Source organism: Martelella sp. FOR1707, assembly GCF_053484265.1.
The window spans coordinates 320,138-345,194 of record NZ_JBAKFP010000006.1; the positions used below are offsets into that span (position 1 = coordinate 320,138).

Consider the following 25,057-nt stretch of genomic DNA (forward strand, 5'->3'; position numbering starts at 1 on the left):
GGCTAGACGGTAAATAAGTCAATAGCTGACGGCCAATGCGTCAATCGGAGGTCCTGGAATGCCGGCTCTGCCCCTGGAAGGAATAAAAGTCGTCGATTTTTCGCGGGTGCTCGCGGGCCCGCTCGGCACCCAGGTTCTCGGCGACCTCGGCGCCGACGTGATCAAGATCGAGCATCCCGAGCGCGGCGACGACACGCGCGACTGGGGAATCCGCCTCGGCGAAACCGAGACGACCTATTACTACGCCTTCAACCGCAACAAGCGCTCCGTCGCGCTCGATCTCTCCGATCCGGACATGGTCGAGGCGGCGCGTGCGCTGGTCGCCGATGCCGATGTCGTCGTGGAGAATTTCAAGCAGGGCGGGATGGAGCGCTTCGGCCTCGGTTTCGAGGACCTGCTGAAGATCAATCCCCGGATCGTCTATTGCTCGATCGCCGGCTACGACCGGGCCGGCGAAGAGGCGAAGCGTTCGGGCTACGATCTCGTGGTCCAGGGCGAGAGCGGCCTGATGGCGATCAATGGCGAGGCCGGGCGTCCGCCGCTGAAATTCGGCGTCGCGGTCGTCGACATGTTTACCGGCATGTATGCGGCCCAGGCGATACTCGCGGCGCTAGTTCAGGTGCAACGGACCGGACAGGGCCGCCGCATCGATCTCTCGCTCTATGATTGCGGCGTTACGCTCAGCGCCTATTACGGGCTCGATGCCCTGGTGATGAAATCGGACCCGCCGCGCTACGGCAACGCGCACCCCTCGATCGTGCCCTATGGCGTGTTCGATGCGGCCGACGGACCGCTGGTCATCGCGGTCGGCAACAACCGACAGTTCAGATCGTTGTGCAACGAGGCGCTCGGACGCGCCGATATGGCCGATGATCCACGCTATGCCACGAACATCCTGCGCTCGCAGCACCGTGGCGCGCTGCTCCCGGAATTGGAGCGCGAACTGCGCAAGCACAACCGCGCGGACCTGCTGAAGACGCTGTCGGCTGCCGGCATACCGGGCGGCGAGGTCCTGGGCCTTTACGAAGCCCTGACGCACCCGCGCACCGCGGCATCCGAGATGGTGGTCACGCACCGAAATCCGCAAGGAGAAGACGTCGCCTTCACCGCCCCGCCCTGGCGCATCGACGGCGAACGCTGCCCCGTACGTCCGCCGGCTTCGCTCGGCGAACATACTGCCGAGGTTCTCGCGAGCCTGAAGAAGGACTAACGCCGGGCTGCCCTGAGGGGACACGGACGCATGGGAAGGGCACTCCCTCTCATTTCCTGCTATTCTGCTGATTGACGCCCCAGCCGCGGCGACCTTTCCGGTCTTGCCCAGCAGCGGGGGACGGAGGATTGTCCGGCGGAGGGATGCGGGCATGGCTGATAGTGCGGCGAATATGCCGGTATTGCGTTCATCGGTGCTGACATATGCGGCTGACCAGGCGGCGATGCAGCCCTGGATCGACATGGAGTGTTTCCAGTTGGGTAGCGGCAGAACCGTGTGCCGGATGGAGACCATCGATTTCGGCAACCAGCAGGTCGTGCGTGAGGATCAGGCGGCCTCGGTGCAGAAAGTTGGAATGACGCCGGCCAATCTCTGTACGCTTTCCTATTGCACCCCGGATGAAGCATTTCGGTTTTCCGATCATGGCAGCGACCATCCGGACACCGTATTTTTTCTGCCGGCAAACACGGGTTTCGATCTCTACGTACCCGAAGGTACTCATACGAGCTATCTCAGCTTCGACCAGTCAGCCTTCCTCCGGGACGCGCGGATACTGAACCCGCGCCGCTGGGAAGCGGCTCCCGAGAGGATCCGCTGCTGGACCTCGCCGCTGAAGGACGCGCTGGCGGCGGATATCGCTGCGTTGAGCGCGGAAGCGGGGCGCCAGCAAGATGAGAAATGCAGCTTCGAGTCGATAAGAGACATCCTAATGCAGTCAGCCCTGCAGGTTGCTGCCCAGAGTGAGCGCGATGCAGAGCTTTCGCGTGCGGCGCGCGCGCGCGCCTTTGCCGTTTGCAGCCTGGCGCGCGCCTATATCGAAAGCTGCGCGGAATGCGACCGAGTGCCGACGGTCGTGGACATCTGTGCCGCCACTGGCGTTTCGCAACGCCGGCTGCAATATGCCTTTCAGGAATATATCGGAATGTCGCCCAATGCCTATCTGCGTTTGCTGCGGCTCAACCGGACGCGTGCGGCGCTTGCGGCCGCCAGCCCTCGGGACACGACAGTGACGCGCGTGGCAATGCAGCACGGTTTTCTGCATTTCGGCCGGTTCGCGGGCGATTACAAGCGCGTTTTCGGCGAGACGCCCTCGGCCACGCTCGCGCGATAAACCGTCTACACCGAACTGCCTTTCGCCAGTTTTTTGCGGAAATCGGATAGCCAATATTAGCCGTCGCTGTCAGCGTATCGGAGCAATCAGAAACAGAGCTGCACTTTCGGTCCTTCCGGACCGATAACGAAACAGGGTCAAAGCGGCTGTCGCACGCCGCAGCAGGAGGATAATGTCATGTGCAATCAATGCGACGCAGGAACATTCAGCCGCCGCGGTTTGCTGATGGGCGGTTTGGCGCTTTCGCTTTCGGCTTCCCTCGGCAGCCGCGCCCTTGCGCAGGCAACGTCGTCGCCGCCTGCCTCCCCCGATGAGGCGATCCAGCGTCTGATGGACGGCAACGCGCGCTATGTCGCCAACACGCCGAACAATGCCGACCACTCGGTGACGCGCAACACCAGAGCCGCCGGCCAGTCGCCCTTTGCCGCGATCGTCGCCTGCGCGGACTCGCGTGTGGTGCCGGAACTGATCTTCGATCAGGCGCCGGGCGAGCTGTTCGTGGTGCGCGTCGCCGGCAATTTTCTGAATGAGGACGGGATCGCCAGCCTCGAATTCGCAGCCGCCGTTCTCGGCGTCCAGACTGTCATGGTTCTCGGCCACACCAGCTGCGGCGCAATTCGCGCAACAATCGATTCCATTCGCGACAACGAATTGCCGCCGGGCCACTTGCCGAGTCTCGTGAATGCCATCCGACCCGCTGTCTACAATGCCATGCAGCAACAACCTGACGATCTGCTAACCGCCGCGACTGCGGAAAACGCGGTCTACAACGCCCGCATCGCCGCAGAGACAGGACCTATTCTTAGCGAAATGAATGAATCGGGCAAACTGAGTTCGGTCGCCGGCGTCTACGATATCGCGACGGGCAAGGTCGAATTTCTGTAGCGCCCTACCGCCCCCTGAAAACACAAACGGCGCCGGAAGAAACTCCGGCGCCGTTTGCAGTTCATCCGTGACGACTTACGCCATTGCGCGCGGCTTCACCAGGTTGCGCTCCACCAGAAGCTCGGCGATCTGGATCGCGTTCAGCGCCGCGCCCTTGCGCAGGTTGTCGGAAACAACCCACATGGCCAGACCATTCTCCACCGTCGCGTCCTCGCGGATGCGCGAGATGAAAGTGGAATCCTCGCCGGCGCATTCGACCGGGGTGATGTAGCCGCCGTCCTCATGCTTGTCGATCACCTGGCAGCCCGGCGCTTCGCGCAGGATGTCGCGGGCATCCTCGGCGGTGATTTCCTTCTCGAACTCAATATTGACCGATTCCGAATGGCCGATGAAGACCGGCACGCGCACGGCGGTGCAGGTCACCTTGATCTTCGGGTCGAGCATCTTCTTGGTCTCGGCCAGCACCTTCCATTCTTCCTTGGTGTAGCCATCTTCCATGAAGCTGTCGATGTGCGGGATCACGTTGAAGGCGATCCGCTTGGTGAACTTCTTGCTCTCGATCGGATCGGCCACGAACACGGCGCGGGTCTGGTTGAACAGCTCATCCATGCCCTCCTTGCCGGCACCCGAAACGGACTGATAGGTCGAGACCACCAGCCGCTTGATCGTGGCGCGGTCATGCAGCGGCTTCAGCGCGACGACGAGCTGGGCGGTCGAGCAATTCGGGTTGGCGATGATGTTGCGCTTGCGGAAACCCTCGATCGCATCGGGGTTCACTTCCGGAACGATAAGCGGAACGTCGGCGTCGTAGCGCCAGGCCGACGAATTGTCGATGACGACGCAGCCGGCAGCGCCGATCTTCGGCGACCACTTCTGCGAGATCGAACCGCCGGCCGACATCAGGCAGATATCGGTGTCGGAGAAGTCATGGTTTTCGAGGTTCTTCACCTTCAGCGTCTTGTCGCCGTAGGAAACCTCCGTGCCGACGGAACGGCTGGAGGCGAGCGCCACCACCTCATCGGCGGGAAAACCGCGCTCTTCGAGGATGGACAGCATTTCGCGCCCGACATTGCCGGTCGCGCCGACGACTGCAATCTTGAAACCCATGATGATAAGCTCTCTTTCGTTTCTCTCCTCGAAAATCGCGGGAGTGGAAGAGCGGCCGGAATGGCATCTTCCCGTCCCCGGCGTCACCGGGGAGAGAGCGGTAAGCCAGGAACGTCAGACGGTTTTCGTCGTCGTTTTCTTGGCTGTTTTCATGAAACTGCGGGAAGGCGAAATCCGGCCGCCGGCGCTAGGTGCCAGGGCAACATCAGCAGCAATGTGACGCGCAAAGAGCGGCATATTCGGCTTTTCCTTCTACCGCGAAGGCTAATGACCCTTTTGTGTGGTCAAGTCAAGGTCTGTTTGGCGTGCGGCATGGTGCGAATGCTTGCGCATGAATTCCGGCTTCAGCGCGGAAAAGCAGTTGCGCGGCACCGGCCAGCCGTGGGGATCGATGCTAAATACCATGCGATAGCGCGAAAAGATGATCGCGGTCAGATAGGTAAACCAGCTTCCGAAGGCGAGCCCGGCGATGACATCACTCGGATAATGCGCACCAACGATAATCCGGCTCATGCCGATGCAAACGGCGAGACTGAAAAACAGAATGCGGTGACGCGGCAGGAAAAACGCCGCCGCCGTGAAGATCGCGGCAACCGTGGTGGCATGCCCCGAGGGCAAACTCGCATAGCTGTTGGAAAAGCTCAGCGGATCGAAGGCAAAGGGGCTCAGATCGTAATAGACCAGCATGTTCGGCCGCGGCCTGCCGATCAACCCCTTCAGGAGATTGACGGCGAGCCCGGAAAGCGCGACCGCGGCGAACACGAAGCTTGCCGCCTGCGCCAGAAACACGCCCTTGGCACGGGTGCGCCGATCCGCCTCTTCCGCCGTGCCGGCGGCCGTCATGCCGAGCGCGAAGACGAGCGCGCTGGTGATCAATATCCACTCCGACTGGCCGAAATGGGTGACGAACTCGCCATATTCCCTGATAGGGCCGGAGAGATCGCGGGCCATCAGCCCAACGGGGTAATCGAGGATCGCGAAGGCGACGAACAGAAGACCCGCCACACCCACCATGAAACCGCGCCAATGCGTGCACGGCCACTTCTCGTCCTTGAGTTTTCTGCGCTGGCTGAACCAGCGGTAGCGCTCCGTCATCACCCCTCCGAATATTCATCCGGCATCCCCACCGGCTGGGCGGATGTTAGACGAGCCGGGCAGCGGCATCAACGTCCGCAGCCGACCCGTCTTCGCAAAAGCAACTAACTTTTCCACATAACAGGAAGATTACGACCGCAACCGATCGCGCAGGCGCGGTCGGGGTCGGCGCACCGGCAGGCCTTTTTCCGGCACGGCGAACAGCAGCCTGTAGCGGGCGAAGACGCAGGCCACGAGCACCGAAATCCAGGCGCCGTAGAACAGACCCGCCGAGACATCACTCGGATAATGCGCACCCACCGCAATGCGGGCGAAGCCGAAAAAGATGGCGAAGGCGGCGAAGAACGGCCCGAGCCGTGGATAGAGCAGCGCCAGCCCGGCGAAGATCGCGCCCGATGTCGTCGAATGGCCCGAGGGAAAGCTTGCGTAATCATAGGCCCATACGCCGACATTGAAGTGCAGGTCGCCGACGGTATCGAACAGCGTCGGACGCGCCCGGCCGATCAGGCGCTTGACGACATTGACGGTGGCGCTGGCGAGCGCGACGGAGCAAAACAGATAGAAGCCCTGATGCACGACCAGCGCCGCTCGGAATTTTGCCCGCGGACTGGCAAGAAGCGCCGCCGCCGCAAGGGCAAGAAGCGTCACGGTTGCGCATGCTCCGAGGATCCACGGCGCGGTGGTGACATCGGTCAGGCGCGCGGCAAAATCCTGAAACCGCGATGACATGGCGTCGCGCGCCGAGGCCACCGGGCCGTCAAGCGTCGCCATGCACAACAGCGCCAGCGTCGCGGCCGGCAGAAGAAACCACGGCCAGCAGGTGGCGGAAAGGCGGAAGGTCTCGTGCGCAACGCGCCGTTTCCAGAAAAGCGGCGGCATGCGGATACCGGTTTTGGGAAGGTCTTCGCGGGTCTCGTTCATCCCGACAAGATAGCGCGGCGGCGGCGGTTATAAACCCCGCCGCCAGCCTTCATTTTCAAACGCCGAGCGTGGCGGCAAAGGCGGCGACGACGGCATCGCCCATTTCGCTGGTGCCGACCTTGCGGCAGCCGGGCGCCATGATGTCGCCGGTGCGCAGACCGTCGTCGAGCACCTTGGCAATCGCGGCGTCGAGCGCTTCCGCCTCTTCGATCATGTTGAACGAATAGCGCAGGCACATCGCAAACGAGGCCAGCATGGCGAGCGGGTTGGCAACGCCCTGTCCGGCGATATCGGGCGCCGAGCCATGAACCGGCTCATACATCGCCTTGCGCTTGCCGGTGACGGCATCTTCCGCGCCGAGCGAGGCCGAGGGCAGCATGCCGAGCGAACCGGTGAGCATCGCGGCAACATCGGAAAGCATGTCGCCGAACAGGTTGTCCGTGACAATCACATCGAACTGCTTCGGCGCGCGCACGAGCTGCATGCCGCCGGCATCCGCCAGCATGTGCGACAGCTCGACGTCGGCGAACTTCTCCTTGTGAACCCTGGTCACGACCTGGTTCCAGAACAGGCCGGACTTCATCACATTGCGCTTTTCCATCGAGCAGACGCGGTTGCCGCGGGTGCGCGCCAGCTCAAAGGCGACGGCGGCGATCCGCTCGATCTCATAGGTGTCGTAAACCTGGGTATCGATCGCGCGCTGCTGTCCGTTGCCGAGATCGATAATTTCCTTCGGCTCGCCGAAATAGACGCCGCCGGTCAATTCGCGCACGATCAGGATATCGAGGCCTTCCACCAGTTCCGGCTTCAGCGAGGACGAGGCGGCAAGGGCCGCATAGCAGATCGCAGGACGCAGATTGGCGAAGAGTTCCAGATCCTTGCGCAGGCGCAGCAGGCCTGCTTCCGGGCGCACGTCATAGGCGACATTGTCCCATTTCGGACCACCGACGGCGGCGAACATGACAGCATCGGCCGCCATCGCCCGCGCCATGTCATCATCCGAGATCGCTTTGCCATGGGCGTCATAGGCCGCGCCGCCGACGAGCCCGCGCTCGATTTCAAAACCCGCGCTGGCCTTGTCGTTCAAAAGGCTGATGACCTTGACGAATTCCTCGGTGATTTCCGGGCCGATGCCGTCGCCGGGCAGAAGAAAGAGTTTACGATGGCTCATGATGCCTCCCTCGGAGCTTGCTGGCCGCGCGCCATCCGGAATGTCGGCGCCTCTGGCGGGCCGAGGCGGTTCTAGACCGCGCAACCACGCATTTCAAGGCGGTTGAGCGCCGTTGCGGTACGTGTTTGAAGGAAACTATCGACGGGGATTTGTCTCAAGCCGCGCCATCAGCGTGTCGTCCTTTAGCGGCGGCGCGCCATATTTGAGCTGGACCACCTTGTAACCGCCCTCTTCCAGCCGCGCGAGCAGCGGGCCGATGGCGCGGGCCGTGCGACCCTGCAGATCATGCATCAGCACGATGCCGCCGCCGCGGGCCTCGAGCCCGTGCATCACCCGCTCCACCAGTTGCTCGGTGGTCGCCTCGCGGTAGTCGAGGGAATCGACATCGGCGCCGATCGGGATCAGGCCGCGGCTTGCAAGCGCACGGTCGAGCCATTCGTTTTCGGCAAGATAGGGAAAGCGGAAGAAGCGCGGCGTCATGCCGGTCGTCTCTTCCACGACCGCCCTGCCCTTGTCGATATTGGCGATGGCCGCGTCATGGCCAAGGGCGGGCAGGTAGGGGTGGGACCAGGTGTGAGTAGCGATCGTATGGCCAGCCGCCGACACCTGCACCGCCGTCTCCGGATAATAATGCGCCATCTGGCCGACCATGAAGAACAGGCCCTTGACCCCGTAGGCATCAAGTGCGTCCAGCACCACATTGGTGCGGCCGGGCACCGGGCCGTCATCGAAAGTCAGCACCACTTCGAGCGGCGCCAGCGTGATGTCGCGGGTCTCGTCCAGATAGATCGTGCGGCCCGCCAGCGGATGGCGTTCCGGGCGGCCGTCCTCGCCAAGGCTGATGGTCATGACTTGCGCGCCGCGATCGGCCCCGTCCACGACGCGCGAATGGATGGAACCAAGCTGCAGCGGCGCTTCCTCGATCGGCACGATGTCTCCGATCGAACCCGTGGTGATGACCTCGATCGCGTTTGGCGCTTCGGAAAGAACGCGGGCAGGCGCCGGCAGCAGCGCGGTCTTGAGGATCGTGGTATCGCGCTCCCCGTTGGATGCGCAGGAGGCGAGCGCGAGAACGCAAAGGCCCGCAAGACCGGTTACAAAACGACGCATTGGTAATCCACTTCAACCAAACAGATGGCAGACGCGCATCGCGGGATTCGCCCCGCTGGGCTCCCGTAAAAAATGTGCTAATATGGTTACCAAAGCGTAAAATGAGCCGAACATTCACCCGGCCGCGACGCGATTTTGGGCACACGGAATGCCGGTGTGCGCCAGGCGCGCCGTTCAGCTTTTTGACAAACCTCGTAAACAATCAGGCAGTCGCCCCACTGTCCGCCGTGATCCCGGCCTTGAGCCGGGATCCAGCGAGGGCCCAGTCCCTGGGCGCAAAACTCTTTTGCTAGCTTTGCCACAAGCGGCCCTGGATGCCGGCTCAAGGCCGGCATGACGGAGGAGGAGGAAAAGAGATTTTGTCATCAGCCTCACGACGACGCGCGCAGGGAGCGCCGTTTTGTCGCAAGAGTGCCGTTCAGAGGATCAGGATTGCCCGGAAATCGTTCACATTGGTCAGCGTCGGGCCGGTGATGACCTGATCGCCCAGCGCCTCGAAAAACCCGTGGCCGTCATTGTCGGCAAGCGCCGCGCGGGCATCGAGGCCGAGCGACCGCGCGCGCTCAAGCGTGTCCGGCCCGATCACGGCGCCGGCCACCTCTTCGCGGCCATCGACGCCGTCGGTGTCGGCGGCAAGGGCATGGACGCCATCAAGCCCGTTGAGCTCGATTGCAAGCGAGAGCAGGAATTCGACATTGCGGCCGCCCCTTCCCTCTCCCTTAACGGTCACGCTGGTTTCGCCCCCGGAGAGGATGATGGCAGGCCGTTTGGCCGGCACGCCGTGATGGACGACGGAGCCCGCGATCCCGGCATGGACGATGCCGACATCCTTGGCCTCCCCCTCGATCGTGTCGCCGAGCACCAGCACATCGAGCCCGGCCTCGCGCGCCGCATCGGCAGCCGCTTCCAGCGACATGAACGGCGTCGCGATGATGTGGTTCTCCGCCCGCGCCAGACGCGGATCGTCAGGCGCCACGCAGCGCGCCGCCTCGGTGTCGAGATGGCGGGCGACATGGTCGGGCAGATCGATGGCGTAGCGCTTCAGGATCGCCTTGGCATCCTCGACCGTGGTGGTCTCGCCGACCGTCGGGCCCGAAGCGATGATCGCCGGATCGTCGCCCGGCACATCGGAAATCAGCAGCGTGTGGCAGCGGGCCGGGTGGATCGCGGCGGCCAGCCTGCCGCCCTTGATCGCCGAGAGATGCTTGCGCACGCAGTTGACCTCGTCGATCGCCGCCCCGCAGCGCAACAGCGCCTTGTTGACGGCGATCTTGTCCGCGAGCGTCACGCCTTCCGGCGGCAGCGACAGCAGCGCCGAACCGCCCCCGGAGATCAGCACGATCACCAGATCGTCCTCGGTCAGATCCGAAACGGTCTCGAGGATGCGTTTCGCCGCCTTCTCGCCGGCTTCGTCCGGCACCGGATGGGATGCCGAGAGAATCTCGATGTGATTGCAGGGCGCTTCATGGCCGTAGCGGGTGACGACGACGCCTTCGAGCGGCCCTTCCCAGCAGGCCTCCAGCGCCTCCGCCATGCGCGCCGATCCCTTGCCGGCCCCGACCACGACCGTGCGGCCCTTCGGCGGCTCCGGCAGGTATCGCGCAAGCTGTTTCATCGGATCGGCGGCGGCCACGGCGACATCGAAAAGCCTGCGCAGAAACACGTCGGGGTTGTCTTGGAAACCGGCGGGGGAATTCATGGGGGTTTTCCTTATGCGTCTGTTCCCCTATGTTCCACATAACCTTGGATCGCTCAAGTTTGCCTGGAACATTTGCGCTGCTTGTGCGTTCGGAGAAAGGCGGGTCGTGCGCCCGTTCGTTTCTTTTCGCCTCCCTCCCGGCACCATGACAGAACCGAATCCGCGCCGCCATGCCAAGCTTTATTATGCAAGGAAGGATTGACGATGGCAGACAAAAACGGGTCCGGTAAATATCCAAATATCGCGCTTGTTTCCACCCATGGATATGTTGCCGCCGATCCGCCGCTTGGCGCCGCCGATACCGGCGGACAGGTCGTCTACATTCTGGAACTTTCGAAGAAACTCGCCCAGCTCGGCTTTTCGGTCGACATCTATACCCGCCGGTTCGAGGACCAACCGGAAATCGACGAGGTCGATGAGCGCGTCCGGGTCGTGCGCATTCCCTGCGGCGGCAAGGAATTTATTCCTAAGGAATATCTCTACAAGCATCTTCTGGAGTGGAGCGAGAATGCGCTGCGCTACATGCGCGAGCACGATCTCAACTACACCTTCATCAACTCCCACTACTGGGACGCCGGCTATGCGGGCCTCCGCCTTGCCGAAGCGCTCCACATCCCGCACCTCCACACGCCGCATTCGATCGGGTTGTGGAAGAAGCGGACGATGGAGACCGACTATCCCGACAAGAAGGAACAGTTCGAAAAGGACTTCAACTTCACCGAGCGGATCAAGCACGAAAACAAGATCTACCGCGCCTGCGACAGCGTGATCGCGACCACGCCGCTCCAGGTCGACATGCTGGTGGAGGATTACGGCATCCGCGAGGACCGGGTCTACATGATCCCGCCGGGCTATGACGACAATCGCTTCTACCCGGTCTCCGGCGCCACCCGCGACATGCTGCGCGAGCAGTTCGGCTTCAAGGGCAAGACCGTGCTGGCGCTCGGCCGGCTCGCCACCAACAAGGGGTATGACCTCCTGATCCAGGCATTCTCGGTGATGGCCGAGCGAGTGCCGGACGCCGAGCTTCAGCTTGCCGTCGGCGGAACGGACATGGACGAGCTCGAAACCAGGATTCTCAACGAACTCAAGGACCTTGTGAAGGAGCTGGGGCTTGAGGAGAAGGTCCATTTCTCCGGCTATGTCTCCGACGAGGATCTGCCGGATATCTATCGCGCGGCCGACATGTTCGTGCTTTCAAGCCGCTACGAACCCTTCGGCATGACCGCGATCGAGGCGATGGCGTCGGGAACGCCGACGGTGGTGACCACCAATGGTGGGCTCTACCGCGCGATCAGCTTCGGCCGTCACGCGCTGTTTGCCGACACGTTCGACAAATACGATCTCGGCATCATGATGATGAAGCCGTTCAAGCACCAGCGGCTCTATAATCGCCTCGCTCGTATGGGCGCGCACAAGGCCCGCAGCCTGTTCACCTGGACCGGTATCGCCCAGCAATTGATCTCGCTGGTCGAGGGCCGGCCGATGCGGCAATCGCTGCAGGACAGCGACTGGGCAGAACCCTGGAATGACGGCGACTGAGCGATGGCAGTCAGACTTTTCTCCTCCGATCTCGACGGCACGCTTGTCGGCGAAAATGGCTCGACGGAACGCTTCCGCCGGGCCTTCGAGGCCGTGCCCGAGGCCGAGCGGCCGCTCCTGGTCTATAACAGTGGCCGGCTCGTCGACGATATCCGCGACCTGATCGGCATGGTCGGCCTGCCCGAGCCCGATTTCCTGATCGGCGGCGTCGGCACCATGGCCCATGACCACCGCAACGGCCTGCCCATCGGCGGCTTCGATGATTTCATCGGCACCGCCTTTGATGTCGAGAAGGTCGAGCGGATCATGTCCAATATTCCCGATGTGACCCGCCAGCCGGAGCGCTACCAGCACGGCTACAAATCGAGCTGGTATCTGCAAAACGCAAAGAAAGGCCGGTTGCAGGCCATCGAGGAAGCGCTGACGTCGAAGGGGCTCGAGGTCAAGCTGATCTATTCATCGAAGCGCGATCTCGATATCCTGCCGAAGAATGCCGACAAGGGTGCCTGCCTTTCATGGCTGTGCCAGAAACTCGACATCGCCCATGACGACGTCGTGGTGGCCGGCGACACCGGCAATGACAGCGCGATGTTCACCGTGCCGGATGTGCGCGGCATCATCCCGGCCAACGGCCATGACGACCTGCGGAACCTGGTCAAGGGCAATGACCGCATCTATCAGGCCCGCGGCGAAGTCGCCGACGGCGTGATCGAGGGTTTGAGGCATTTCGGGGTCGCGATCTAGCGCGACCCTACGCCATCACCACCGCGTCGGTTCGTCGGGTGCCGCGGCTTCGATCGCAAGCGCGTGCAGGCCATCGGCGAATTCCGGGCCCAGTGCCTCATTGACGGCACGATGTCGTGCGATGCGAGTCATCCCTTTGAACTTGTCGGATACGATCCTGATCCTTAAATGGGTGATCTCGGGAGCGTCCGGATCATTGTAGTGGCCGGCATGTTGCGCGCTCTCGTCTTTCAAAATCAGCCGTTCGGGATTGAACAGGGTATTCAGCCGGTCTTCGATTGCTGCGGCCATTGCCATCGTTTCACTCCTTGTCGCGCGTGGCGCGTCTAACGGAAAGGTTAAAAACCGGCTTTCGCGAACCCCGCGCCGTGGTCAACGCGTTAACAGGGCAGAAAGCCAGTAAGAAATCCCGTTGTCAATTCTTGTTGTGGCGGGCTTGGAAGGTCATAATCACGCGCCATGAATCTAGATTCCAAATATTTCGACCGCCTCCGCACCAAGCGCAAGGGCCCCGCCGCGGCAAAACCCGCCGAGGCGGAGACCGCTGTGCCCGAGTGCCAGTGGGACGGCTGCCACAAGCCCGGAAAGCACAAGGCGCCCGTCGGCCGCAATGCCGAGGGACAGTTTTTCCTGTTCTGCTTCGAGCATGTGAAGGCCTACAACAAGGGCTATAATTATTTCGAGGGCCTGTCGGACGGCGAGATCGCGCGCTACCAGAAGGAGGCGCTCACCGGCCATCGCCCGACCTGGACCGTCGGCGTCAACGGCGATACCCGCAAGACGCCGCTGAACGGCTCCAAGAAGGCCGGCAATGCCGCGTCGGGGGCGCGCATGCGCGATCCGTTCGGCTTCGTTCATGACGGCAGGGATGGCCGGCCGCAACGCCCGAAGCGCGAGCGCAAGCTGAAGACGCTCGAGGCCAAGGCCTTCGACACGCTGGGCTTGAGCGCCTCGGCGACCTCCGACGACATCAAGAAGCAGTACAAGCTGCTGGTCAAGAAACACCACCCTGACGCCAATGGCGGCGATCGCGGCTCGGAGGAAACTTTTCGCGCCGTGGTGCAGGCATACCAATTGTTAAAGCAGTCCGGCTTCTGCTAGGAACACTTCCATCAAGAGCAGATAAAAGACCGTTGAGCGGCTTTTTCCCAGGAGGCCGCGCTGGAGAAATGATGAGCAAGATCGATCTGGACTATTCGAACCTCCCCGACACCACCGTCTCGGTTCGTGAAACCTTCGGCCTCGATGTCGACCTGAAAGTCCCGGCCTATTCGACCGATGACCCCTATGTGCCCGACCTCGATCCCGACTACCTGTTCGATCGCGACACCACGCTCGCCATTCTCGCCGGCTTTGCCCACAACCGCCGCGTCATGGTCTCCGGCTATCACGGCACCGGCAAGTCGACCCATATCGAGCAGGTCGCCGCGCGTCTGAAATGGCCGTGCGTGCGCGTCAACCTCGACAGCCATGTCAGCCGTATCGACCTCGTCGGCAAGGACGCGATCGTGGTCAAGGACGGGCTGCAGGTTACCGAGTTCAAGGACGGCATCCTGCCCTGGGCCTACCAGCACAATGTCGCGCTGGTGTTTGACGAATACGACGCCGGCCGCCCCGACGTGATGTTCGTGATCCAGCGCGTGCTGGAAAGTTCCGGCCGCCTGACGCTGCTCGACCAGAGCCGCGTGATCAGCCCCCACCCGGCCTTCCGCCTGTTTGCGACCGCCAACACGGTTGGCCTTGGCGACACGACCGGACTTTACCACGGCACCCAGCAGATCAACCAGGCCCAGATGGACCGCTGGTCGCTGGTGACCACGCTCAACTACCTGCCGCACGAGCAGGAGGTGAACATCATCCTCGCCAAGGTGAAGAGCTTCGCCTCGAGCGCGGAAGGCCGCGAAACCGTCTCCAACATGGTGCGCGTTGCCGACCTCACCCGTTCGGCCTTCGTCAATGGCGATCTTTCGACGGTGATGAGCCCGCGTACGGTGATCAACTGGGCCGAAAACACCGAGATTTTCGGCGATGTCGGTTTTGCCTTCCGCGTCACCTTCCTCAACAAGTGCGACGAGCTGGAGCGGACGCTGGTGGCCGAGCAGTATCAGCGCGCCTTCGGCGAGGAACTGAAGGAAAGCGCCGCCAACGTCGTGATCAGCGCCTGAGGAAATTTTCATGGCCGGTCCCGGCGACAATCGAAAATCCAACCCCTATGCGCCCGTAGACCTGGAGCCGCTGCACCGCGCCGTTTCCGGCTGTGTGCGCGCGATCTCCGGCGAACGGGAGGCGGAGGTCGTGTTTTCGCGCGACCGGCCGGGCATGAGCGGCAACCAGATCCGCCTGCCGGAATTCTCCAAGCGTCCGTCGCCGGAAGAACTGGCCGTCGTGCGCGGTCTTGGCGATTCCATGGCGCTGCGCATGGCCTGCCACAACCCCGTGACCCACGCCCACATGTCGCCCGGCGGCACCGAGGCGCAGTCGATTTTCGACGCGGTTGAGCAGGCCCGGATCGATTCGATCGGCGCCAAGCGCATGCCGGGCATGGCGAAGAACCTCGCCGCCATGCATGCGGAAAAATACGAAAAGGCAAATTTCGCCGCCATCGATCGCAAGGAGGACGCGCCGGTTTCCGAGGCCGTCGCCATGCTGGTGCGCGAAAAGCTGACAGGCGAAAAGCCGCCGGAATCGGCCGGAAGGGTGCTCGATTTCTGGCGCGATTTCATCGAGGATAAGGCCGCCGTCGATCTCGACCGGCTGGCAGGCTCGATCGACGATCAGGACGCCTTCGCCCGCGTTGTCCGCTCGATGCTGTCATCGATGGAAATGGCCGACGACTATGCCGGCGACGACCTCGAAAACGACGATGAGGAAGAAAATCTCTCTGACGAGGAGCAGCCGCGTTCCGAACGCGAGAACGACGAACAGGTCGAGGAGCAGGCCGGCGAGGATTCCGCCGCCGCCGATGACAGCGACAGCGCCGACGAGGAAATGGACCAGGGCGAGCTCGACGGCGCGGAAGTGGCCGACACCGATCTCGACGACGAGGCCGATCCGGATTCCGAAGTCGCCGGCGAGACCAAGCGTCCCAACACCGCCTTTGACGATTTCAACGAAAAGGTCGATTACCGCGTGTTCTCAACCGAGTTCGATGAGGAAATCACCGCCGAGGAACTGTGCGACCAGGAAGAGCTTCAGCGCCTGCGCGCCCATCTCGACAAGCAGCTCGCCCACCTTCAGGGCGCGGTCGGCCGGCTCGCCAACCGCATGCAGCGCCGGCTGATGGCCAAGCAGAACCGCTCCTGGGATTTCGACCTCGAGGAAGGCTATCTCGATACCGCGCGGCTGGTGCGCATGGTCATCGACCCGATGCAGCCGCTCTCCTTCAAGATGGAACGCGACACCCAGTTCCGAGACACCGTTGTGTCGCTCCTGATCGACAATTCCGGCTCGATGCGCGGCCGGCCGATCACGGTCGCCGCCACCTGCGGCGACATTCTGGCGCGCACGCTGGAGCGCTGCGGCGTCAAGGTCGAGATCCTCGGCTTCACCACCAAGGCGTGGAAGGGCGGGCAGTCGCGCGAGAAGTGGCTGGAGGCCGGCAAGCCCGCGGCCCCCGGCCGGCTCAACGATCTGCGCCATATCATCTACAAATCCGCCGACCAGCCTTGGCGGCGCTCGCGCGCCAATCTCGGCCTGATGATGCGCGAGGGACTGCTGAAGGAAAACATCGACGGCGAGGCGCTGATCTGGGCCCATGACCGGCTGATGGCGCGGCCCGAACAGCGCCGCATCCTGATGATGATCTCCGACGGCGCGCCGGTCGATGATTCGACGCTGTCGGTCAATCCCGGCAATTTCCTCGAAAAGCATCTGCGCGCGGTGATCGAGCATATCGAAACGCGCTCGCCGATCGAACTGCTGGCGATCGGCATCGGCCATGACGTCACCCGATACTACCGCCGCGCCGTCACCATCGTCGATGCCGACGAACTGGCCGGCGCGATGACCGATCAGCTTGCCGCGCTGTTCGAGGAACAGGGCGCCGAGGCGCCGACGCGTCGACGCGCCAGATGATACGCGCCCTTCTTCTTGCGCTTGCGCTCTTTGCCACGCAGGCTTCGGCGGCGGATGTCTCTTCCACGCGGATCGAAAGTTTCGCGAGCGACCCGAGCGTGACCCGCTTCGGCGACCTGCAATTCGTCGGCGGGCTCAAACTGTCCGGGCTGCATGGGCTTTCCGCGATCCGCTTCCTGCCCGGCGGCGAGCGCTTCGTCGCGATTGCCGATTATGGCGAATGGGTCGATGGCGAGATTACCCGCGATGGCAGAGGACGACTTTCCGGTGTCGCCGACGTGACGGTCACGCCGATGAAGAACGCCGATGGCGTGCACGCCAAAAAGGTCGACATGGATGCCGAGAGCATGACGATCAAGGACGGCCGGATCCTCGTCGGCTTCGAAAACAAGCACCGGATCGATCAATACCCGCTGGAGGGTCACGACGACGCGACAGCGAAGCCCGGCCCCGATTTCCTGATTCCCCGCAACGAATTGCGCGCCAATGGCGGCCTCGAGGCGATGGCGACCAATGCTGATGGCCGGACCGTGGTGGTTGCGGAAAAGAGCATCGACAGCGACGGAAACCTGTTTGCCGCCATCATTTCCGGTCCCGGCAAGGGCATTTTCAAGGTCGTCAAGAATCAGGAATTCGACGTCACCGACGCCGCCTTTCTGCCGGACGGCGACCTGCTGCTCCTGGAGCGCCGGTTTTCGCTTCTAGGCGGCATCGGCATGCGCATTCGCCGCATACCCGCCGATACGATCCACGCCGGCGCCGTGGTCGACGGCCCGGTCATCATGCAGGCAAGCGGCTTGAACAGGATCGACAACATGGAAGGCCTCGACGTTATCGCGATGCCGGACGGCAGCCTGCATCTGATCATCATCTCGGACGACAATGATTCGGTGCTGCAGCAGACGCTGATGCTGGAGTTCAGGCTGGTCGGCTGACGCTGGATCAACCGGCGGACGCGACCATCGCCCGGATCATCTTCAGCCCCTCAAGATTGAGGCGCGCCGCCTCTTCCGGCGAGAGATCGTCCCAGTTTTGCGCAAACCAGCGGTCAAGCGCGCGGGCGGCGGAAAGCACCATGTCGACGATCAGCGCGCGCGGCATGTCGGAGCGGACGGCGCCCAGCACCTGCCCCTTTTCCACGAGTTGCTCCAGAGCGCGCCTGATCCGCGCAAGCGGCGCTTCAAGCGCCTTTTCCGTCTGCGGGCCCTCATACATCGTCCGGCCAAGCGCCGCCATGACGGGATCGGCGACAAGAGCCCCGCTGAGGCGCTCGAACGCCGCGTAAATGCCACCCCAGAAGAGATCGATCGTTTCGGCCTGGAGCGGCGCTGAAAAGTCCATCCGGCCAACCAGTTCGCCGAGCGCGCGTTCGATCACGGCCGAATAGAGATCGCCCTTGTCGTGAACATAGTAATAGGCCTGCCCCTTGCTCATGGCGGCCGCGGCGAGGATGGCGTTCATCGAAGCGCCGGCAAAGCCGGCCTCTGCGAAAGCCGCCGCGGCCGCGTCCAGCAGGCGCGCGCGACGATCCGGCGCCAGCGCCTCAAGCCTTTCCAGCGCCGTGTCGCCCTCCGCCATTGGCTTCTTCGTGTCTGCCGCAGCCATCAATCCGCCTTCATTGACATTTTAGACCAGCGGTCTAACGTATTGCACGAAATCGCGGCGAGGTCCAATTCCGCCACAAAACAGGAGATGCACAATGCGCTGGCGCGGTGTCAATCATGTTGAATTCTCGGTCATCGACTACGAGAACTCGGTGGCGTTCTACGATCGGATGTTCGGCTGGCTGGGCTACAAGAGCTTCTGGACCATGGATATCGGCTATCGCTCGACCTATTACATGGCGCGGTTCCCGTTTCCCCACAGCTATATCGGCATCCAGCCGGCCAAGACCGGCGGCAAGCTCGACCACGAGGCGCGCGCCACCGGGATTCATCACATTGCGCTGTGGGCGAAGAACCGGAAGGAGGTTGATCGTTTCCATAGCGATTTCCTCGTTCCTAAGGACGTTCCGGTGACGGAGACGCCTGCGGAATACCCGGTCTATGCGCCCGGCTATTACGGTGTGTTTTTCGACGACCCCATCAATGGCATCCACTGGGAACTGGCGCATATCCCGAAAATCGCCTCGCCCATGGCCTACCGGCGCTCGGCGCAAGCCTGGAAGCAGGCGGAAGCCGAGCATCCTGAATGGCAGGGCTCGCCCGCGAAGAAGGCCTTCCGCACGCTACCGCGCGGATAGGCAGTCATAGCGCATCCTCGCGCACCCAGACGCTGACGCTGCCGCCATTGACCGGGAAATCGGCATTGCCGTTCTCATCGGCCGTCACCGTATCCTCACGATGGCCGAGAAAATCGCGGAAGCTCGCCCCGGCATGCCCCTCGCCGAGTTCGACATGCTTGCTGGTTTCCTCGCCATTGGTGAGCACCGTGACCGAGCCCGGCATATCATCGGTGCCATGGCGAACCACCGCGAGGCAGTTCGGGTCGTCGAACATATCGGTCTGGCCACCATTGGCGAATCGCTTGCGGGCGGAAATCAGCGCCGGCAGGCATTCGACCTTCGGCATCACGATGTCGTACTCTTCGCCGTCGCTGCCCTTGTCGCGATAGTCCGCGCCGTAGAGATCGGCGTAGAAGACGCTCGGCACGCCCTGCTCGCGCATCAGGATCAGCGCATAGGCAAGCGGCTTGAACCAGGGCTCAACGGCGGCCTCGAGCGATTGCAGCGGCTGGGTATCGTGGTTTTCCACCAGCGTGACGGCATGTTCCGGTTGCGCCGAAAGCAGCGATCCGTCGAATATCGTGCGCATGTCGAAATCGCCGCCGCCCTTCGCGGCATCGTGGAAGCGGTGGTGCAGGCCGACATCGAACAGCAGGAGTTGACGGTCGACAAGCTCCAGATAGTTTTCCAGCGCGCCGATATCGGGATGCCAGTATTCGGCGACCACGAACAGGTCTTCCTTCACGGTTCCGCGCATATGACCGATCCAGTCGCGGAAGAACCATGCGGGGATGTGCTTGGCGGCATCGAGCCGGAAGCCGGCGACCGGCACCTGCCCTGAAAACCAGCGGCCCCAGTATTTCAGCTCCTCATAGACCGCGCGATTTCGAAATTCGACATCGGAGCCGATCAGGTAGTCGTAATTGCCAAGCTCCTCGTCCACCTCGTCATTCCATTCGCCCTCGCCATATTCGTTGACGAGGCGGAAGACGCCGTTGTCGGTCGGGTCCTCGATATAGTCGACGCCGGTAAAGCACTTCTGGGTCCAGACAAATTCGGAATGCCTGCCCTGCCGGCCCGGAAAGGTGAAGCGTGTGTAGGCGTGGGTGTCGAAGGCCTCGTCCTCGATTTCGGTGCGGTTGTCGGGGTTCGCCCGGCGTACCTTGACCGCCTCGCGCTCATCCCCGCCCATCTTGTGGTTGAACACCACATCGTGGATGGCGCCGATCCCGTGATCGGCCAAAGCCTTGCAGGCCGCCTCCAGCGCGCCGCGATCGCCATATTTGGTGGGAACAGTGCCCTTCTGGTCGAACTCGCCCAGATCGAAAAGATCATAGGTGTCGTAGCCCACCGAATAGCCGCCGGCGGAGCCCTTGTAGGCCGGCGGCAGCCAGACGTCGGTGACGCCGATCTCCGCGAGATTTTCGGCTTTCTCGGCAACTTCGTTCCAGAGCCTGCCGCCGTCTGGATAATACCAATGGAAAAACTGAAGAAGAACGCGTCCGGCCACATTGCCCTCGCTGGATTGGGATGGATAGCGCTCAGAAACGGTTCGCGCCGGGTAAAGTTCCGCGCACTTCGAGTGAGGCCGCATTCTGGCGCTCAGGCCGATGACATGCAAACTTTGCTTGACCGCAGCCGCCGCCCGCCGCGATAAGGTGCCTGCGACCCCGTCAGGCATTCACGAGGAGTTCCGATGCCAGAAACCGTCATCCGCGCCAAATTCGATCCGGCCTCGCTCCGCCCGCGCATCCTTCATATCGGCTTCGGCGCCTTCGCCCGCGCCCATCTGATGGTCTATCTGCAGGAGGGCCTGAACGCCGCCGGCGGCGACTGGGGCGTGGTGGCCTGCCGGCTGAACTCCGGCGCGGAAGAGCTTTCCGCGCTCGATGTCGCGGGACGTCGCTATCTGGTGGCCGAGGTCGACGGCGACGGCGTGACCGCGCGCGAGATCGCCGTGGTCGTCGGCACCTGCCATCCCGGGCGCGACGGCATCGATTCGCTGCTCGATCTGATCGCCTCCGAACCGCTCTCCGTCATCAGCCTGACGATCACCGAGAAGGGCTATTGCTGCCGCAACGGCCAGCTCGATCTCGACCATAAGGGCATCCGCGCCGATCTGGAAAACCCCGAAAACCCCAAAACCGCGATCGGCGTCATCGTCGCAGGCCTCGCGCGCCGCCGCGCGGCAGGGCTTTCCGGCCTCACCGTGCTTTCCTGCGACAACCAGCCGGACAATGGCAGGCTTGTGCGCGCCGCGGTGCTCGCCTTCGCCCATCAGCGCGACGGCAGGCTGGCCGACTGGATTGACGCCCATGTGACCTTCCCCGGCACCATGGTCGACCGCGTCGTGCCGGCGCTTGACGATGAAGGGCGCGCGCTGCTGAAGGACATCAATGGCGGCGCGGCCGACGACAACGGCATCGTCTGCGAGCCGTTCCGCCAGTGGGTGATCGAGGACGATTTCGCCGCCGGCCGCCCGCCCTATGCCGAAGGCGGGGCGATGCTGACCGACGACGTGCGCCCGTTCGAGATGATGAAGCTCCGAATGCTGAACGGCGCGCATACGTTTCTGGCAATGCTCGGCAGCCTTTCAGGGATCGAAACGGTCGACGCCTGCATGGCCGATCCGGTGTTCCGCAAGGCCGCCCGCAGCCTGATGCTCGATGAACAGCGTCCGACGCTGCCCGCGATCGACGGCGTCGATATCGAGGCCTATGCCGACGACCTGATCGCCCGATTCGCCAACCCGAAGCTGAAACACCGCACCGGCCAGATCGCCTGGGATACCAGCCAGAAACTGCCGCAGCGCTTGCTTCACGCGATCGATGAGAATATCGCGGCCGGCCGCTCCTGGCCGCTACAGGCGCTCGCCGTGGCCGGCTGGATGCGATTCGTGAAGCTTGCGGCGGATAAGGGCGGCACGCTGACCGACCCGCTTTCCGAGAAATTGCTGGATGTCGCGCGGGACCGCGACGGCGCGGCGCTGGTCGATGGCCTCATCGCCATCGACACGATCTTCGACGCCAATCTGGCGACGCACCCCGCCTTCCGCGCCGCGATCCTCAAGGCCTATGAAAGCATTGTCGAAAACGGTCCGCGCGAGACGGCGGCCGCCGCTATGCGTTGACGCTACGCATCGGCCTGAGCCAGGAAATCAGCGCCGCATAGGGCAGAAGCATGATCAGGCTGAAGGCGAGCTTGACCGAAAGATCGCCGAGCGCCCAAGAGACCCAGCGCGGCACTTCGAGCGAAAACACGCTGAAGAGCGGCGCCATGCCGAGCGCGAACTCATCATTTGGGCCGATGAAGGCGAAGATGGCGGCGAAGCTGATCGAGAAGAACAGCACCGTGTCGAGCACGGAGCCGAACAGCGAGCCCGCCAGCGGAGCCTTCCACCATGTCTGCCGGCGCAGGCGGTTGAAAACCGAGATATCGAGAAGCTGGCCGACCAGAAACGCCGTGCCCGAGGCGATCGCGATACGCGGCACCGAGGCGTAGAAGGAAAAGGCGACGCCGACGACGAAACCGGCGATCACCACCTTGCGCGCGGCCGACGGGCCGAACTGACGGTTGGTGAGGTCGTTGACCAGGAAGGCGAGCGGATAGGTGAACGCGCCCCAGGTCAGAAGATCGGCGAGCGAAATGCCATACAGCGTACCGGAAACCGGATACTGGACGAGAATGTTGGAAAGAAGCACGACGCCTGCCATCAGCAGGCTGTAGATAAGAACGGACTGCGTCTGTCGCATTTTTTTACCCTGGGTGATGCCACCAGCTGGAGAACGAATAAAGAGAGCCTTACCGGCTGGCGGCAAGGCTCTCCAGTTTAGTCAGAATGCCTGAAATCAGGCGGCGGCCTGTTCGGCCGTCTTCTTGATGATTTCCTTGCGCAGAAGGCGGGCGCGCGGCGAAAGATCGCGCTCGCCGGACTTCAGCAGGAATGCGTCGAGACCGCCGCGATGCTCAACGGAGCGGAGCGCCGCCGCCGAAACGCGCAGACGATAGCTCATGCCGGTTGCTTCCGACATCAGGGTTACCCGGCAAAGATTGGGAAGAAACTTGCGACGGGTCTTGTTGTTGGCATGGCTAACATTGTTGCCGGACAGCACGCCCTTGCCAGTCAATTCACACATGCGGGACATGGTAACACCTACTTATTCTTCTTTAGCCAAGGCTTTCAACGGGACAGCCATGCCCCGCGATCCAATTGGCGGCTCATTGGAAAGTTGCGGTTCTATAATCTCGCCCTCGCCAAAGGTCAAGGCGATTTGCCGGTTTTTCGCGGCGGGCGAAAAATTTACGGCTGTTTTTTTGCCGTCAGCTACGACATAAACGGAGGGTAATCGAACTTCAATGGACGGATGCGGGATATGGCAGCTAAACTTCTTCAATCGCTCGGGCTCGTCGCGGCGCTCCTTGCCGCGCCCGCCGCGCAAGCCGAGGATATCAAGCAGCAGACCGTCTATACGCTGTCGTTTTCGGGCATCAAGATCGCCGATGCGGTGTTCAACACCACGGTTACCGACGGCAAGTACAATATCAATGCCGATATCGAGGCGGCGGGTATTGGCAATCTGTTCACCTCGATCGCCGTGAAGGTCGATGCCGACGGATTGTGGAAGAACGGCAAGCCGGAAACGCGGGAATTCCAGCTCATTTACCGCGATGGCGACTATGCCCGCGATTACGCAGCCACCTTTTCCAACAAGCGCGTGACGAAATCGACCATCGTGCCCGATCCGGGCCCGCGCGGGGATAACTGGGTCGAGGTCAGATCCAAGCATCTGCGCAATGTGATAGACCCGGTCTCCGCGCTGCTGCTGCCGCCTTCCAAGAACCCCTGCGCCACCACGGTCTCGATCTTCGACGGCGAAACCCGGCTGGAGCTCGAAATGGCGTCGGCGGGAAGCCGTCCGTTTTCGACAAAAGGTTTTTCCGGGCGCGCGATCGGCTGCGCCATCCGGTTCAAGCCGGTGGCCGGCTACGAGCGCAAGGATGAGGATATCGAATATCTCGCCAATTCTCGCGAACTCGTCGTCTGGTTCGCCTATAATGAGGAACTGAACGTGTTCGCGCCGGTCATGGCCCATATCCCGCTGAAGATCGGGCGGCTGACGATCTACGCCTCGAAATTCGGCCTTCCGCGCTGACGCCATGACAATGCGCGCCACCCTGATCGGGTTTTCCGCCGTGCTGATGTGGGCGTTGCTGGCACTGTTTACAGCCGCGTCCGGCAATGTGCCGCCGTTCCAGCTTTCGGCCATCGCCTTTGCCATCGCCAGCCTGCCGGGGATCGCGGTGCTGATCGCGCGGCCGGAGCGGCTGAAGCGACTGCGCCAGCCGGCGAAGGTCTGGATCGTCGGCATTGCCGGCCTGTTCGGCTATCATTTCCTCTATTTCACCGCGCTCAGAAACGCGCCAGCGGTCGATGCCGGGTTGATCGCCTATCTGTGGCCGCTTTTGATCGTGGTCGGCTCGGCGCTGCTGCCGGGCGAGCGGCTGAGAGCCCATCACATCATCGGCGCGCTTGCAGGCTTTGCGGGCACCGCCATTCTGGTGACCCGCGGCGGCGGCCTGGCGTTCAGCGGAGAATACGCCCTCGGCTATTTCGCCGCCTTCCTCTGCGCCTTCACCTGGTCGGGCTATTCGCTGGCGTCGCGCTCCTTCTCCAAGGTCTCGACCGATGTCGTCACCGGTTTCTGCCTTGCGACCGCCCTGCTCTCGCTTGTCTGCCACATCGGGCTGGAAACCACGGTCTGGCCCGAGAATTTCGGGCAGTGGCTGGCGGTGGCGGGCCTCGGCCTGCTGCCGGTCGGCCTCGCCTTCTACGCCTGGGACTATGGCGTGAAGCACGGCAATATCCAGGTGCTGGGGGCGGCAAGCTATGCCGCGCCGCTGCTGTCGACCATCATCCTGATCATCGCCGGCTTCGGCGAACCCGGCTGGCGCGTAATCGCCGCCTGCCTGCTGATCACCGGCGGCGCGGTGATTGCCGCGCGCGACATGATCAGAGGAAAGAATTCCTAGGCGGGAGCTGGGGAACAGGGCGGGAAGCGGGTCTCCCCCTGCGTCGTGTGCGCGCCCGTTTCACGGAACTTAACCGCACAGCCCCCCAATCTTCTCGCCCCGGAGGGGAGAGATGTCGCGAAAGCGACAGTGAG

Annotated in this window: 24 protein-coding genes; 13 read left to right on the forward strand and 11 right to left on the reverse strand. The window is 62.8% G+C overall.

All coding sequences use genetic code 11. The annotated features are described in order from the left end of the window. Positions 1 to 58: 58 nt before the first annotated feature. From V6765_RS18485 to V6765_RS18495, 3 genes are all read left to right on the forward strand, one after another. Positions 59 to 1,210 (forward strand): CaiB/BaiF CoA transferase family protein, encoded by a 1,152-nt coding sequence (locus V6765_RS18485; protein ID WP_448431458.1) that lies wholly within the window; start codon positions 59 to 61, stop codon positions 1,208 to 1,210. Between the two features lie 151 nt (positions 1,211 to 1,361). After that, positions 1,362 to 2,321: a helix-turn-helix domain-containing protein gene (locus tag V6765_RS18490; RefSeq protein WP_448431460.1), complete on the forward strand. Its 960-nt coding sequence runs from the start codon at positions 1,362 to 1,364 to the stop codon at positions 2,319 to 2,321. A 177-nt stretch (positions 2,322 to 2,498) separates the two neighbouring features. Further along, entirely contained in the window at positions 2,499 to 3,206 is a 708-nt protein-coding gene (locus tag V6765_RS18495) for a carbonic anhydrase (RefSeq protein ID WP_448431462.1), read from the forward strand. Positions 3,207 to 3,281: 75 nt separating this feature from the next. On the opposite strand, the gene V6765_RS18500 is transcribed toward V6765_RS18495, so the two are convergent. The 6 genes from V6765_RS18500 to V6765_RS18525 all read right to left on the reverse strand — a co-directional run bounded on the left by V6765_RS18500 (position 3,282) and on the right by V6765_RS18525 (position 10,309). Further along, positions 3,282 to 4,313, reverse strand: coding sequence for an aspartate-semialdehyde dehydrogenase (locus V6765_RS18500; RefSeq protein ID WP_448431464.1), 1,032 nt, complete (start codon positions 4,311 to 4,313; stop codon positions 3,282 to 3,284). 264 nt (positions 4,314 to 4,577) lie between these two features. After that, the gene (locus V6765_RS18505; RefSeq protein ID WP_448431466.1) at positions 4,578 to 5,408 is read right to left on the reverse strand and encodes a phosphatase PAP2 family protein; all 831 of its coding nucleotides are present in this window, start codon (positions 5,406 to 5,408) and stop codon (positions 4,578 to 4,580) included. Between the two features lie 129 nt (positions 5,409 to 5,537). Next, a complete protein-coding gene (locus tag V6765_RS18510) occupies positions 5,538 to 6,329 on the reverse strand; it encodes a phosphatase PAP2 family protein (RefSeq protein ID WP_448431468.1) in 792 nt (263 codons plus the stop codon). A 55-nt stretch (positions 6,330 to 6,384) separates the two neighbouring features. Then, positions 6,385 to 7,500 carry a 3-isopropylmalate dehydrogenase gene (leuB, locus tag V6765_RS18515; protein WP_230722493.1) on the reverse strand — a complete coding sequence of 372 codons (1,116 nt, stop codon included), beginning with the start codon at positions 7,498 to 7,500 and terminating at the stop codon, positions 6,385 to 6,387. Between the two features lie 135 nt (positions 7,501 to 7,635). Further along, positions 7,636 to 8,610 (reverse strand): polysaccharide deacetylase family protein, encoded by a 975-nt coding sequence (locus V6765_RS18520; protein WP_448431470.1) that lies wholly within the window; start codon positions 8,608 to 8,610, stop codon positions 7,636 to 7,638. A gap of 418 nt (positions 8,611 to 9,028) precedes the next feature. After that, positions 9,029 to 10,309 carry a glycerate kinase type-2 family protein gene (locus tag V6765_RS18525; RefSeq protein ID WP_448431472.1) on the reverse strand — a complete coding sequence of 427 codons (1,281 nt, stop codon included), beginning with the start codon at positions 10,307 to 10,309 and terminating at the stop codon, positions 9,029 to 9,031. A 204-nt stretch (positions 10,310 to 10,513) separates the two neighbouring features. On the opposite strand from V6765_RS18525, the gene V6765_RS18530 reads away from it, so the two are divergent. After that, positions 10,514 to 11,851, forward strand: a complete 1,338-nt coding sequence (locus tag V6765_RS18530; protein ID WP_448431474.1) for a glycosyltransferase family 4 protein — start codon at positions 10,514 to 10,516, stop codon at positions 11,849 to 11,851. Between the two features lie 3 nt (positions 11,852 to 11,854). Next, entirely contained in the window at positions 11,855 to 12,595 is a 741-nt protein-coding gene (locus V6765_RS18535; RefSeq protein ID WP_448431476.1) for an HAD-IIB family hydrolase, read from the forward strand. Positions 12,596 to 12,610: 15 nt separating this feature from the next. On the opposite strand, the gene V6765_RS18540 is transcribed toward V6765_RS18535, so the two are convergent. After that, positions 12,611 to 12,892: a BolA family protein gene (locus V6765_RS18540; RefSeq protein ID WP_448431478.1), complete on the reverse strand. Its 282-nt coding sequence runs from the start codon at positions 12,890 to 12,892 to the stop codon at positions 12,611 to 12,613. A gap of 162 nt (positions 12,893 to 13,054) precedes the next feature. On the opposite strand from V6765_RS18540, the gene V6765_RS18545 reads away from it, so the two are divergent. The 4 genes from V6765_RS18545 (at position 13,055) to V6765_RS18560 (ending at position 17,604) form a co-directional block, all read left to right on the forward strand. Continuing rightward, entirely contained in the window at positions 13,055 to 13,696 is a 642-nt protein-coding gene (locus V6765_RS18545; protein WP_448431480.1) for a J domain-containing protein, read from the forward strand. A 71-nt stretch (positions 13,697 to 13,767) separates the two neighbouring features. Then, positions 13,768 to 14,760, forward strand: a complete 993-nt coding sequence (cobS, locus tag V6765_RS18550; RefSeq protein ID WP_448431482.1) for a cobaltochelatase subunit CobS — start codon at positions 13,768 to 13,770, stop codon at positions 14,758 to 14,760. A 10-nt stretch (positions 14,761 to 14,770) separates the two neighbouring features. Then, on the forward strand, positions 14,771 to 16,669 hold the full coding sequence (cobT, locus tag V6765_RS18555) for a cobaltochelatase subunit CobT (protein WP_448431484.1): 1,899 nt from the start codon (positions 14,771 to 14,773) through the stop codon (positions 16,667 to 16,669). Further along, entirely contained in the window at positions 16,666 to 17,604 is a 939-nt protein-coding gene (locus V6765_RS18560) for an esterase-like activity of phytase family protein (RefSeq protein WP_448431486.1), read from the forward strand. The genes cobT and V6765_RS18560 overlap by 4 nt, the downstream gene beginning before the upstream one ends. A gap of 7 nt (positions 17,605 to 17,611) precedes the next feature. Here V6765_RS18560 and V6765_RS18565 read toward each other — a convergent pair whose 3' ends face one another. After that, the gene (locus tag V6765_RS18565; protein WP_448431488.1) at positions 17,612 to 18,274 is read right to left on the reverse strand and encodes a TetR family transcriptional regulator; all 663 of its coding nucleotides are present in this window, start codon (positions 18,272 to 18,274) and stop codon (positions 17,612 to 17,614) included. A gap of 94 nt (positions 18,275 to 18,368) precedes the next feature. Here V6765_RS18565 and V6765_RS18570 point away from each other — a divergent pair, with 94 nt between their 5' ends. Then, complete coding sequence (locus V6765_RS18570) at positions 18,369 to 18,911, forward strand: VOC family protein (RefSeq protein WP_448431490.1); 543 nt, start codon at positions 18,369 to 18,371, stop codon at positions 18,909 to 18,911. A 4-nt stretch (positions 18,912 to 18,915) separates the two neighbouring features. On the opposite strand, the gene amyA is transcribed toward V6765_RS18570, so the two are convergent. Continuing rightward, positions 18,916 to 20,403 carry an alpha-amylase gene (amyA, locus tag V6765_RS18575; protein WP_448431492.1) on the reverse strand — a complete coding sequence of 496 codons (1,488 nt, stop codon included), beginning with the start codon at positions 20,401 to 20,403 and terminating at the stop codon, positions 18,916 to 18,918. Between the two features lie 186 nt (positions 20,404 to 20,589). On the opposite strand from amyA, the gene V6765_RS18580 reads away from it, so the two are divergent. Then, positions 20,590 to 22,023 carry a mannitol dehydrogenase family protein gene (locus V6765_RS18580; protein WP_448431494.1) on the forward strand — a complete coding sequence of 478 codons (1,434 nt, stop codon included), beginning with the start codon at positions 20,590 to 20,592 and terminating at the stop codon, positions 22,021 to 22,023. On the opposite strand, the gene V6765_RS18585 is transcribed toward V6765_RS18580, so the two are convergent. Both V6765_RS18585 and rpmB read right to left on the reverse strand, forming a co-directional pair. Then, a complete protein-coding gene (locus tag V6765_RS18585) occupies positions 22,013 to 22,645 on the reverse strand; it encodes a VUT family protein (RefSeq protein ID WP_448431496.1) in 633 nt (210 codons plus the stop codon). The two genes, V6765_RS18580 and V6765_RS18585, sit on opposite strands and share 11 nt — an antisense overlap. Before the next feature lie 96 nt (positions 22,646 to 22,741). Then, positions 22,742 to 23,038, reverse strand: a complete 297-nt coding sequence (rpmB, locus tag V6765_RS18590) for a 50S ribosomal protein L28 (RefSeq protein WP_448431497.1) — start codon at positions 23,036 to 23,038, stop codon at positions 22,742 to 22,744. Positions 23,039 to 23,266: 228 nt separating this feature from the next. Here rpmB and V6765_RS18595 point away from each other — a divergent pair, with 228 nt between their 5' ends. After that, positions 23,267 to 24,046: a DUF3108 domain-containing protein gene (locus V6765_RS18595; RefSeq protein ID WP_448431499.1), complete on the forward strand. Its 780-nt coding sequence runs from the start codon at positions 23,267 to 23,269 to the stop codon at positions 24,044 to 24,046. A 4-nt stretch (positions 24,047 to 24,050) separates the two neighbouring features. Next, positions 24,051 to 24,923, forward strand: coding sequence for an aromatic amino acid exporter YddG (gene yddG, locus V6765_RS18600; RefSeq protein ID WP_448431501.1), 873 nt, complete (start codon positions 24,051 to 24,053; stop codon positions 24,921 to 24,923). Positions 24,924 to 25,057: the final 134 nt, after the last annotated feature.

Coding starts and splice junctions, on each gene's coding strand:
- V6765_RS18485 (WP_448431458.1), top strand. CDS start 59: ATGCCGGCTCTGCCCCTGGAAGGAATAAAAGTCGTCGATTTTTCGCGG.
- V6765_RS18490 (WP_448431460.1), top strand. CDS start 1,362: ATGGCTGATAGTGCGGCGAATATGCCGGTATTGCGTTCATCGGTGCTG.
- V6765_RS18495 (WP_448431462.1), top strand. CDS start 2,499: ATGTGCAATCAATGCGACGCAGGAACATTCAGCCGCCGCGGTTTGCTG.
- V6765_RS18500 (WP_448431464.1), bottom strand. CDS start 4,313: ATGGGTTTCAAGATTGCAGTCGTCGGCGCGACCGGCAATGTCGGGCGC.
- V6765_RS18505 (WP_448431466.1), bottom strand. CDS start 5,408: ATGACGGAGCGCTACCGCTGGTTCAGCCAGCGCAGAAAACTCAAGGAC.
- V6765_RS18510 (WP_448431468.1), bottom strand. CDS start 6,329: ATGAACGAGACCCGCGAAGACCTTCCCAAAACCGGTATCCGCATGCCG.
- leuB (WP_230722493.1), bottom strand. CDS start 7,500: ATGAGCCATCGTAAACTCTTTCTTCTGCCCGGCGACGGCATCGGCCCG.
- V6765_RS18520 (WP_448431470.1), bottom strand. CDS start 8,610: ATGCGTCGTTTTGTAACCGGTCTTGCGGGCCTTTGCGTTCTCGCGCTC.
- V6765_RS18525 (WP_448431472.1), bottom strand. CDS start 10,309: ATGAATTCCCCCGCCGGTTTCCAAGACAACCCCGACGTGTTTCTGCGC.
- V6765_RS18530 (WP_448431474.1), top strand. CDS start 10,514: ATGGCAGACAAAAACGGGTCCGGTAAATATCCAAATATCGCGCTTGTT.
- V6765_RS18535 (WP_448431476.1), top strand. CDS start 11,855: ATGGCAGTCAGACTTTTCTCCTCCGATCTCGACGGCACGCTTGTCGGC.
- V6765_RS18540 (WP_448431478.1), bottom strand. CDS start 12,892: ATGGCAATGGCCGCAGCAATCGAAGACCGGCTGAATACCCTGTTCAAT.
- V6765_RS18545 (WP_448431480.1), top strand. CDS start 13,055: ATGAATCTAGATTCCAAATATTTCGACCGCCTCCGCACCAAGCGCAAG.
- cobS (WP_448431482.1), top strand. CDS start 13,768: ATGAGCAAGATCGATCTGGACTATTCGAACCTCCCCGACACCACCGTC.
- cobT (WP_448431484.1), top strand. CDS start 14,771: ATGGCCGGTCCCGGCGACAATCGAAAATCCAACCCCTATGCGCCCGTA.
- V6765_RS18560 (WP_448431486.1), top strand. CDS start 16,666: ATGATACGCGCCCTTCTTCTTGCGCTTGCGCTCTTTGCCACGCAGGCT.
- V6765_RS18565 (WP_448431488.1), bottom strand. CDS start 18,274: ATGGCTGCGGCAGACACGAAGAAGCCAATGGCGGAGGGCGACACGGCG.
- V6765_RS18570 (WP_448431490.1), top strand. CDS start 18,369: ATGCGCTGGCGCGGTGTCAATCATGTTGAATTCTCGGTCATCGACTAC.
- V6765_RS18580 (WP_448431494.1), top strand. CDS start 20,590: ATGCCAGAAACCGTCATCCGCGCCAAATTCGATCCGGCCTCGCTCCGC.
- V6765_RS18585 (WP_448431496.1), bottom strand. CDS start 22,645: ATGCGACAGACGCAGTCCGTTCTTATCTACAGCCTGCTGATGGCAGGC.
- rpmB (WP_448431497.1), bottom strand. CDS start 23,038: ATGTCCCGCATGTGTGAATTGACTGGCAAGGGCGTGCTGTCCGGCAAC.
- V6765_RS18595 (WP_448431499.1), top strand. CDS start 23,267: ATGGCAGCTAAACTTCTTCAATCGCTCGGGCTCGTCGCGGCGCTCCTT.
- yddG (WP_448431501.1), top strand. CDS start 24,051: ATGACAATGCGCGCCACCCTGATCGGGTTTTCCGCCGTGCTGATGTGG.